The sequence below is a fragment of the Lonsdalea britannica genome, assembly GCF_002111595.1.
In the GTDB taxonomy this organism is placed as follows: domain Bacteria; phylum Pseudomonadota; class Gammaproteobacteria; order Enterobacterales; family Enterobacteriaceae; genus Lonsdalea; species Lonsdalea britannica.
In genome coordinates this window covers 1-9646 of sequence record NZ_LUTN01000034.1, presented here as the reverse complement: position 1 = coordinate 9646, position 9646 = coordinate 1, and the positions used below count along the sequence as shown (strand labels likewise).

Below are 9646 nucleotides of genomic sequence, written 5' to 3'. Positions count from 1 at the left end.
ACTTGATAAAAGTTAGAAGTTCAGGCGTATCAGCCATACTTTTATCAATGATCTGTTGAAGAGCTTCTTTTGGTGAGGGCTCCCCAGTCCGTTCAGATAGCATTTTCTCATTACGGGACACTCTCTTCCGCTTCGGTTGTGCCGGTTTGGTTGAAGATGCGGCTTTGGTAATAGTAAGGCCATGAGTAATCTCAAGTTCACTAATAATCCGGGTGCTGATGAGGTTTTCGTTCCTACCCAAGTAGAGCTTCCCTCTATTGAGGTTTATGCGACTTGCGATAATGTGTATGTGCTGACCAGCCGGATCGTCATGAAGCACATAGCAGCGAAGATGAGTATTACTGAACCCCATCTTCTTCATGTAGTCGTCAGCTATGTTTACCCATTGGTCATTCGATAATGATTCACTATCGGGTAAGCGAAGTGAGTTGTGCCATACCGGTTTCTGGACATCTGGCCGAAGCTGTTTGGTGCCATCATATTCAGCGATCAGTTCGAGGGCTGAATCACTTAACATGTTTCCGCCAATGAGGATTGGATCACTTTTATGATGTGCTCCTGGCTTCAATGCATACTGGACCACACCAGAGAAGTTCTTACCTCTCTTGATCTTCTGCATACCCTTCACGAGGGAAACTCCAGAAATCTGCTCTTAATAAGTTGCAGCGAAGCTCTTCCAATTGTCGCTTAACAGCGAACAATTCAGTATGGGTAAGCTGGCTTTCTTTGCTCTTACCATCAATATGAGTCGCAATACGATTTAGCTTTTGTGATATTTCCGATAGAGCTTTCCAGGAATTTAAATTAATAGCAGGTATAATAGGCGGTATTTTTTGAAGTGATGCCATGCGAAGCCATTCACCTTTTTTATAAGAGCCTCTTTTTACTTCCAGTATTTGCAGTTCTTCAATATTAAGTCTTACACTAACGCAATAGCTTCTTAACGCTTCGATAGGCATTTTGTTGGTGTTAAACATTCCCCTGCATGAAGATCGCGACAGATCTATTTCTGATATATTTTTTATTTCATTCATATAAACTCCATTTCATAAGTTACTGATTGGTAGGCATAATCCTTATGCCTTTATATAAGTTATATAATGGATTATTAATTTGTCAATCTGCTAGCTTAAATGATTTGGTTTTCTTTTTTTGCATGACTGAAAGAAAGCAATAAAAGCAAGGGCCTTATAGAAACGGTGCAACCGCTTCTATAAGTTAGCTCTTGCTTTAACCTATTGACTAAAGATAGTAACACTATATAAATAAATAAAAGAAAAACAAAAACAGGAGATTATATGAAATTTAAATCATCAGTTAATAATAATGGCGTTTATTGCGAAGAGTTTGATTTTTGGGATAATGCGATATTAAAAGCTTTGTTTGAGTATGATCGGTTGGTCGAGTTGGGTATGATGGAAGAGGGTATTAATGAGGAAGCATTTTGTGAAATTATAACCTCTTTATCAATGAATCCTCAAGTTGTTTCAAGTTTACCAAATTCAAGTTTACATCTTAACTCCGATGACATTCCTCCTGTTACAATTGAGAGAATAAGGCTGGTATTTAGCCAGCCGATGAGTAAGTTCATACATTTCGGATTAAGTTCAGACAATGATTGATTTTGCAAGGGAGTTGTATTTATTGCGTTTATTCAAAGTATTAACATAAAAGGTTCCATCAAAATTAATTACTTTCTCAAATAATGTTTTTTCATAACCATCAGCCATATTTTTTTCAACAATGCATAAGGTGACTGATTCTTCTGTGTATTCTGAAGATAATGAATGATTGTATAAGTAGAATGAGATTTTTGCTTTAATAGAATTGTTTTTTTGAGAGATATAAAAGCTCTTTTTATTAAATCTTGAATTATTTCCGAAGTTAAATAATTGTGATTCAGTTTTTATTTTGTCATATACATCACTGCCAATTTTACACGATGATAAATCTTGGGATTTTATAACATATAAAAAAGCAATAGGAAGATTGTATAGATGGATTGAGTGATACAAGTAACCTTCACATGAGTTAAAATCTTCAAGGGTTTTCTTCAATAATTGTTCATTAAAAGTTATACCTATTGCTGTTTCCAGATGATTAATTAACAAATCAAAATGGTTTCTTATTGCGTCTTTTATTATATTGTTTGTGGCATGATTTAATGGACGTTTGATTTTTTCATCAAAATTGGAAGGATTCGCTAAAGAACAATCATCATACGATGATTGATCATAGTCAGCTAAGTCAGTAACGCTGTATTTGCAATGTTTCGCATAAAGGGTATTGCTTTTCGTCTGCGAGACTATCCTGTTTACTAATATTACTGGATTATGACAAGCGGGACATAAGGCAAATGCCTGTGTCTTGTTATTAATATCCTGCAAATATGGATAGTCTTTATTTGTCTCCTTATCATACTTGGCTTGTGTTAATGGATAGGCATATCCTTTGTTTTTTATAAGGCTGAATACATTCATCTTATTCTCGCTATAATATATAGTTAAAGTTTTTTAAAAATATTTTTTATATCCGCTTCGATATCATGTCTTCTTATTTCTAAGGCAATAAAGGGATACCGTTTTTCAACAAAATGCATATCTACATGTCCATCTATTAAATCCATAATTATACCTAATCTATTATCTACCAATCCTTCGTCCGCATTAAGTTTTAGGACTTTGATTGTATTTTCAATTTTTTCTTTAGTTTCTGGGGCAAGGTTCTCACCGGCTTTAACGAGACAGCTCGGAAAATCTAAAACAAACCATCCCGGCTGAATGGTAAAGGGATCGCAGATATTGTCTGCACTACCCTTATACTGATTAATTTTATCTAAGCATAGTCTGTAGTTACTCCATTCATAAGCGAGCTTAGGGTATTTACTTTTAGGTAAAAAATGATCTACTGCGCCTGGTGCAGTTGGCAATGAAATACAGCTATATGCACAAATTGCTTTATAAGATGAATGTAAACTATGGGCTGCTTTTTTCCAAAAGTCCTTGCCTGAGAAGTCCTTAGATGAAGGATTAGGTGTGCCTTTAAGAAAAGCAGCACCTTTTTCCCTTACGTTTTTATCAAAATCATCTGGTTCAGGTATTAATTGCAGAGGTATCATATGTCGATTCCTTTCTTTTCAGCAAACATCATCCATCTTGGCCAAAATCTATCAGATGCAGAAAGATACTTACGTAATCTTAAGGTGACTTCTTCTATTGACTCAATACTTGGAGACGTAGATTCTTGCAATTTTTTCGCATCCTCTATTGCCGATTCACCTTCCTGAGAACGAGCTTGACGAAGTTCAAAAATTGGTGACATTAACCATGAGGAAATATCTCCATATTTTATGAAATCTAATTCTTCTAATGTTACAATTCCCTGCTCGTCAAGTTGTAAATGAAAAAGGCTATCTGTTTCGTCGTTAAATACTTCTTCTGAAGATGCCATCACTAATGGTGAGTGAGTAGCAATCATAAATTGAATCTTCAACTCGTTTGAAAATACCTTATCAAGAGCAATTAGCGATGGTAAAAAGGCTCTTTGCCATTTAGGATGCAAATGAGCCTCCAATTCATCAACAAGAACTACCATATTATTTTGAGATGGTATATTCATCATCTCCGAGATAACAAGATGCTCATTCCATGCCCAAACGATCATATATGCTAAAGCAACTATTCTCCTAACACCTGCTGACGCGCTGGTTATAGGGATCTCTCCGTAGGGATGAATTAAGGTGGGAATAACTCGTGGATCATCAGGAATTCTAACTGGTTCTCCTGGTTTCAAAATACCTAAGTCCGGAGGTGATAGTTTTTCTAAAACTTTTTCAAAATGTTTAAAATGCTGACTTTTATTGTCATTTTTCCACGTTATCCAATCTCTGATTAATCCTTCAAGAACTCCTATGCCATCTTGTCCGTCCCATACTTCTTTATTTTTAAAAACAAATTTTTCTTTTTCATTAAAAGCTGATTGGGATGAGTATTTCCTGGCCGGGTCCCATACAGCAAAAGAGCCATCTACTTTTGCATAGACAATAAGTCCAGGAATTGTTGGTCTGTCAGTTTGAGTTGGCCAACTAAAACTATCCCAGTCAAAGTTTACACAATTATCGGACTTGAATTCGCCATTGCCTTTAATTGAGTAAGTTAAGTTTATTTTTTTACCTCTTAATCTTGGATCAGGATAAGCTACACGTTCTGTCCATGTATTAGTTAATGCCCACCAAGCAGACTCCAAAATGAAAGATTTTCCAAGTCCATTATCACCGGTGATAATATTAAGTCGCGTCTTTGGTTCAATAGAAAGCTTTTTAGCTGGTCCAATATTTTCAATTGACAAAAGTGATAAAGTTCCGCCATTTTCTGGTTTTGAATCGGGTGGTAGTGATAGCTTTCCTTTAATCTTTTCCCACGAGAGGCATTCATGATCAAATAGATTATCCGAATTACCATTTGGGTTTGAAAATAATGTATCCTGTTCCTCTTGTAAAACATTGAACTCTTTGATAAAAGTGGAAATTATCTTTTCATAAGAGGTGCCTGGAGCGAAATCGTTAAATTTGTATATCCAAATACATAATGACAATAGTGGGATTTTATTTTTCTTTATAGACGGATGATTTTTTAATACTGATAAGTAGTCATCAGTCCATGCCCATTGCTGAGTCCCTTTGGGATGAATAAAAGCATCAGAAAATGTTTGTGTGTTTATAGCCTGAAGCCCAGATGAAGCATAATTGTTATTGAGCCATTCATGAGATGTTCGATATGTGAAAGGTTGATAAAAATATTCTGAATCAGGATCAATTTTATGAACTTGCTCAAGAAAGTCTTTATTCTTCGCGTCTAAAGCGAATTGTATACTTTTACCTACAGGGAGTTTCTGCTTTTTACAGACAAGAAAAGTTATACCGAAAAAAGGATGGACCTTTTTAAGGTCCATGATTGCATTCAAAACTGCATTTTGACTAAAAAACATAATCAAATGTTCTCCATGTTTAATGCAGAATATTCGCAAAATTCATGATTAAGATCTATACCAATCGATGAATATCCCATTTGTGCTGCTACACGGCAAGTTGTCCCACTGCCTAAAAACGGGTCCAGCACGATGCCTGCAGGCTTACAACCTATTTTTAAGCATCTTTCGACCAAAGCATCTGGATATGGTGCCGTATCAAGACCACTTCCACTCTTAGGTCTTGCAGGTATTGTCCACATGTCCTCTTCGACTTTTTGTTCAACAAGCTCTTGCTTGTTAAAATAGTATTTTCTACTTTTAACAAACATAAACACATATTCATAGCTTCGGCTCGGTCTATCTTTTACAGATTCAGGAAGACACTTTTCTCGGTGCCAAATGATTGAACTACGAATGACCCAGCCACGGCTTGCCATTTCAATTGCTACCCTCCAAGGTATTCCAATCATAGATTTTCTTTGTAATCCTATCCCCATTCCACCGCTTTTATCTACAGCTCTAAGACCAAATCGTCGTTTGTTACTTTTTCTATCTTTACCTTGCGACTGGCCTTTTCCTGAATAGTATGTATCGCCAATGTTCATGAATAAAGTCCCCTCTGGATGAAGGGCTTCTTTCACGCTATCCATAACATCAGCGATGGCATTTACATATTCTTGCACTGAATCTTCCAGTCCAATTTGACCATCGACACCGTAGTCTCTAAGCCAAAAATAAGGAGGAGAGGTGATTGCACAATCAATACTATCTTTAGATAGCTCTTTGATTACTCGCGCTGAATCTCCGTTGAATATATCCCATTTCGCCCCCGCTGAAGTAAATCCTTCCCAATGTGTTTTAACCTCTTTAGCATTTTCTGCTGTAGCACATTCGGGGTTTTGGTAATCTAACTCTGAATTATTAATCATTATTGGTATCTTTTGACATTCGGTTTGATTCAGCCATGTGAAACTTTGGCAAGATCTGGATTTCTTCTTCTGATTTAACTTTGGCCTCATTTAAATCAAAATATAATTGCAATTTTAACCAATATTCTGGTGGTGACTGGAAAAAGTGAGCTAATCGTAATGCTGTATCACCCGTAATTGATCTTTTTCCATTAATAATTGTAGTTATTCTATTCTTGGGGACACCTATCTTTCTGGCTAACTCAGAAGCACTTAAACCACATTGTTCAAGCTTAAATAATAACGATTTTCCAGGATGCTCAATTTTCATTTTGGTTGCCTGTGAAATTTTACATTAATATATTACATTATCACTGTTACGTCAAGCGTAACCTTTGGTGTTTTATTTTTCAAATTTAATATTAAATATCCTCGCAATAATCATTCTTTGAATTAATCCTATCGGCAATTATTACCGTTTTTAATTTCATCACAAGTCAAGGTCAGTGATGTTTATCGTAATTGCCAAGCATAATAAAAAATATAGAAATATTTGACATATTTAAATTATTATATTAAACATTAGTTATCACTAAGTATGTATGTTTAAATATAATTAATATCATCGAGTGATAATTTGTAACGAAAGTATCCTGCACTCTGTGCAGTTAAGAAATAAAAGTATGTATCCTGCACTCTGTGCAGTTAAGAAGTAAAAGCATGTATCCTGCACTCTGTGCAGTTAAGAAGTAAAAGCATGTATCCTGCACTCTGTGCAGTTAAGAAGCAAAAGTATGTATCCTGCACCCTGTGTAGTTAAGCTTTAAAAAAAATAAGCATAGAAGACATTTCGAATGTCTTCTATGCTTTGAACTATCTAAAATTCATAATCTTTTGTGTGATGTTTTGATACTGCTATCCGTCTGATAGGTTTTTTATTTTTGCTTTAGCCTTCTTAGCTTCATCGATTCAAGCGAAAATAACAATAAAGTTGTGCTGTATATAAAACCAGAACTCGTTAATAATTTTAAATTTAATGCTTCAGGATTTTCACTGAGAAAATGGAAAACATAAACTAAGTATACAGCTAATGCAGCCGTTCCGATTGTTGGTCCAATGTCACCTTGATCATGTGGTTCAAGATTTACATTGAACCTAAAGATTAGCCATTCAAATCCCCAAGTTATGAAAACTACTATTAGCATTGCTGCCAGTAAAGTTGTAATATTTTCTGCAGTGGGATTTTGTAATGCAGATTTATCTTGGAAGAAATCACATAATGTTAATCCGCAAAAAATAAAGAAGATTGGTCTGGAACTAAATTTATCGAATATTTTAAATAACGCATCCATATTTAATCATCTCATTATGAAACGGTGGTCTCAACGCTTAGGTATTTTATCATTTATTCGAATAATATTGCTATTTCCTCATCAGAATTTTGAATTTTATTCACTAAAAATAATGATTTACTTCGTTGATTTATAACAATTATTATAAGTTTTACACAGTTTGTGATTTTCATGCTCGTTAGTTTAGCATTGCCTTTTTTGAGTAAATTTTTTACCCTCAATCAAGGTTAATTCCACCTTTCATACTATATGTTCGATAATCACCAATCGGGATTGATGGTATCAATGATGGTATCGTCCCTAATTTCTATTACTTTAATCCATTAAGATCATAAGGATAGTTGCGATGTTCGAGTTCGGCCTTCGCACCAACAGTATGTAAATAGACCTCAACTGAGGTCTTTTTTTATGTCTGAAATCCGCGCCACACAAGCCTTCACCCGAATTTTCTGTCAACGGAAGTCAATCTGAGTCCACCCACATCAATCTGCTTGTGAGTATAGAACCGAGTATATGTGCTGGTTCGATATTGCTTGTGTATTCACAGCAGGATTATGGAAGGATAACCATCATGGCCCTGACAGATACCAAGGTACGTTCTGCTAAACCCGAAGAAAAAGCGTATTCGCTGGTTGATGGCGACGGCATGTTTTTGCTAGTTCATCCCAATGGCTCAAAATACTGGCGCACCCTAAATACCTGACAAGATTGAAATATTATCTGTGTCATAAGGCTACCAGTAATCTACTGAGATGGTTGATGAGTCAGTGCGAATCTATAACCGTGAGCGATTTCATCTCTCCCTAAAATACCAAACGCTTGATGCACCGAATCGGGCATTTTAATATCGAAAAAGTGTCAACCTATGTCAGGGCCAGACTTACGGTTATATTCGCTGACCACGACACTGAGCTGGCGGTGATTAAGCAGCACAAAACTCAGAACGCCTAAAAGTAGCGCCAGCCAGCAGAACAAAATTTTTACTCCACTGACCCCGATGAAAAACAGAATAATAGACAGCGCGAATCCTGGAAAAAACACGATTGCGGCAGTTCCTACCAATACCCCACTCAGCACTTAAATGTCGGGGAGTGTAAGAAAGGTCCAACAATAGTAATTGTTGCCAACGGGCTTAGGATAGTGATTAACAGTGCGTAGCCCGGCTCTTGCATCAGAAATAGAAACTAATAGGTAAGGTCAGCATGACATGTCTCTTCAGAGATAATTGTAATAGCGGATGGAAATGACCACACATCATCTTCGACAACATCAGGCAGGAAGCGCATTGATGCCACGATTAAAGGCAGCGGAAAACAACGCGATAACTCATTTCATACTCGTTTACAGTGAGGGAAAGGAAAAAGAGAACGGAAACAACTGCTCGAAGTGTATAACAACCTGATGTTGTTTTACTTCAATAGGAACCGCGAGTATCAGCGCTATCGCCAGAGCGGTGCCGGCTAAAAATAACGAGCGCGGCTAAACACAACATCTAACTTTTTGCGGCGCTGGATATTGCCAACAGGCGCAATGCCAAATACACGATGCAGTTTGTCGCGTGTGATCACCCATTCATCATCACGACGTACCGCATTACCAATCAGCAGGTATTTAGAGCCTTGTCTAATAATATATTCTCGCTCAATTTCGCGCCCACTACGTTGCTGTGTATTCGCCGATAACAGATGGAAGTCCAGGTCGATACCATCAACCAGCACACTACCTGTACTGTCACGCAGCAGAAATGGATGGCAACACTGCTCCTCATGAATTATTCGGTAATACGTTCTCCCCTCACGGTCGCGCTTTTCTTCACTAACGCAGTGGTAGTAACCAATACAGCGCTCTTTGCTCAGCGGTGCCAACATCTGCAGTTTTGCCACTAGTTTGCCTTCCAATTGAACCATGCCGGTCGTCATTGAACGCACGTTACTGCTGGGTAACGTTTCCTGAAAACGCATAAAACGGCTCTGCGCTGATGGTTGCGCAACGCGGAAAATCACGATACCGATAAACGCCATAATGGCTAATACGCCGAAAAAAGGAATCAGTATTAGCGCGATAAGTGTCAGACTATTCAGCACGATTTTCCACAACGGCGTACGTTTTGTCGTAAGGGTAGTAATCTCTATTGTTGGACTGCGGGTAGCAACTCTGCTGGGGGCGACCTTTCCCTGTGGAGATTCAGGCTTACCCAGGTCATCATCCTTAGTGACATTCAGCAGTGCCGAAATGCCATAAAATAGCAGAGCGGGCACAACAATCAGCGCAATAATCCCAACTGGTGTTAAGAGCATATTGAAAAAAGCATCGCCAAAGATCAGATGACAAACTTTACCCGCAGCGATAAGCAGGATAGAGAGTATGACCGGTAACAGCAGAAAACCGGGACCGTTAAAAAAGCGAGACAGATATTTT

10 protein-coding genes and 1 pseudogene are annotated in these 9646 nt (G+C 37.3%); 2 read left to right on the top strand and 9 right to left on the bottom strand.

Annotation, left to right across the window (positions count from 1 at the left end; all coding sequences use genetic code 11):
* On the bottom strand, positions 1-628 hold a 628-nt coding region (locus AU509_RS17465), incomplete at its 3' end, for a relaxase/mobilization nuclease domain-containing protein (protein WP_176223494.1).
* Positions 597-977 carry a hypothetical protein gene (locus AU509_RS17460; RefSeq protein WP_409359776.1) on the bottom strand — a complete coding sequence of 127 codons (381 nt, stop codon included), beginning with the start codon at positions 975-977 and terminating at the stop codon, positions 597-599. The genes AU509_RS17460 and AU509_RS17465, both read right to left, overlap by 32 nt.
* 321 nt (positions 978-1298) lie before the next feature.
* Between AU509_RS17460 and AU509_RS17455 the strand changes: the two genes are divergently transcribed.
* Positions 1299-1622 carry a hypothetical protein gene (locus AU509_RS17455; protein WP_094118908.1) on the top strand — a complete coding sequence of 108 codons (324 nt, stop codon included), beginning with the start codon at positions 1299-1301 and terminating at the stop codon, positions 1620-1622.
* Here AU509_RS17455 and AU509_RS18060 read toward each other — a convergent pair.
* The 6 genes from AU509_RS18060 to AU509_RS17430 all read right to left on the bottom strand — a co-directional run bounded on the left by AU509_RS18060 (position 1608) and on the right by AU509_RS17430 (position 7228).
* On the bottom strand, positions 1608-2480 hold the full coding sequence (locus AU509_RS18060; protein ID WP_139824076.1) for a hypothetical protein: 873 nt from the start codon (positions 2478-2480) through the stop codon (positions 1608-1610). The two genes, AU509_RS17455 and AU509_RS18060, sit on opposite strands and share 15 nt — an antisense overlap.
* Before the next feature lie 23 nt (positions 2481-2503).
* Positions 2504-3118 carry an HNH endonuclease family protein gene (locus AU509_RS17450; RefSeq protein WP_094118907.1) on the bottom strand — a complete coding sequence of 205 codons (615 nt, stop codon included), beginning with the start codon at positions 3116-3118 and terminating at the stop codon, positions 2504-2506.
* On the bottom strand, positions 3115-4986 hold the full coding sequence (locus AU509_RS17445; RefSeq protein WP_094118906.1) for an AAA family ATPase: 1872 nt from the start codon (positions 4984-4986) through the stop codon (positions 3115-3117). Before AU509_RS17445 ends, AU509_RS17450 begins: the two co-directional genes overlap by 4 nt.
* 2 nt (positions 4987-4988) lie before the next feature.
* The gene (locus AU509_RS17440) at positions 4989-5897 is read right to left on the bottom strand and encodes a DNA-methyltransferase (RefSeq protein ID WP_162896330.1); all 909 of its coding nucleotides are present in this window, start codon (positions 5895-5897) and stop codon (positions 4989-4991) included.
* Positions 5890-6207, bottom strand: a complete 318-nt coding sequence (locus tag AU509_RS17435; protein WP_094118904.1) for a HigA family addiction module antitoxin — start codon at positions 6205-6207, stop codon at positions 5890-5892. The genes AU509_RS17440 and AU509_RS17435 overlap by 8 nt, the downstream gene beginning before the upstream one ends.
* 604 nt (positions 6208-6811) lie before the next feature.
* Positions 6812-7228, bottom strand: coding sequence for a hypothetical protein (locus AU509_RS17430; protein WP_094118903.1), 417 nt, complete (start codon positions 7226-7228; stop codon positions 6812-6814).
* Positions 7229-7799: 571 nt separating this feature from the next.
* Between AU509_RS17430 and AU509_RS18055 the strand changes: the two are divergent.
* Positions 7800-7916, top strand: a pseudogene (locus tag AU509_RS18055) (Arm DNA-binding domain-containing protein); the annotation flags it as partial.
* A 772-nt stretch (positions 7917-8688) separates the two neighbouring features.
* Here the strand turns inward: AU509_RS18055 and AU509_RS18210 are convergent.
* The coding region (locus AU509_RS18210) for a hypothetical protein (protein WP_176223493.1) at positions 8689-9646 on the bottom strand (958 nt) is incomplete at its 5' end.

Coding starts and splice junctions, on each gene's coding strand:
- AU509_RS17440 (WP_162896330.1), bottom strand. CDS start 5,897: ATGATTAATAATTCAGAGTTAGATTACCAAAACCCCGAATGTGCTACA.
- AU509_RS18060 (WP_139824076.1), bottom strand. CDS start 2,480: ATGAATGTATTCAGCCTTATAAAAAACAAAGGATATGCCTATCCATTA.
- AU509_RS17435 (WP_094118904.1), bottom strand. CDS start 6,207: ATGAAAATTGAGCATCCTGGAAAATCGTTATTATTTAAGCTTGAACAA.
- AU509_RS17450 (WP_094118907.1), bottom strand. CDS start 3,118: ATGATACCTCTGCAATTAATACCTGAACCAGATGATTTTGATAAAAAC.
- AU509_RS17460 (WP_409359776.1), bottom strand. CDS start 977: ATGTTTAACACCAACAAAATGCCTATCGAAGCGTTAAGAAGCTATTGC.
- AU509_RS17430 (WP_094118903.1), bottom strand. CDS start 7,228: ATGGATGCGTTATTTAAAATATTCGATAAATTTAGTTCCAGACCAATC.
- AU509_RS17455 (WP_094118908.1), top strand. CDS start 1,299: ATGAAATTTAAATCATCAGTTAATAATAATGGCGTTTATTGCGAAGAG.
- AU509_RS17445 (WP_094118906.1), bottom strand. CDS start 4,986: ATGTTTTTTAGTCAAAATGCAGTTTTGAATGCAATCATGGACCTTAAA.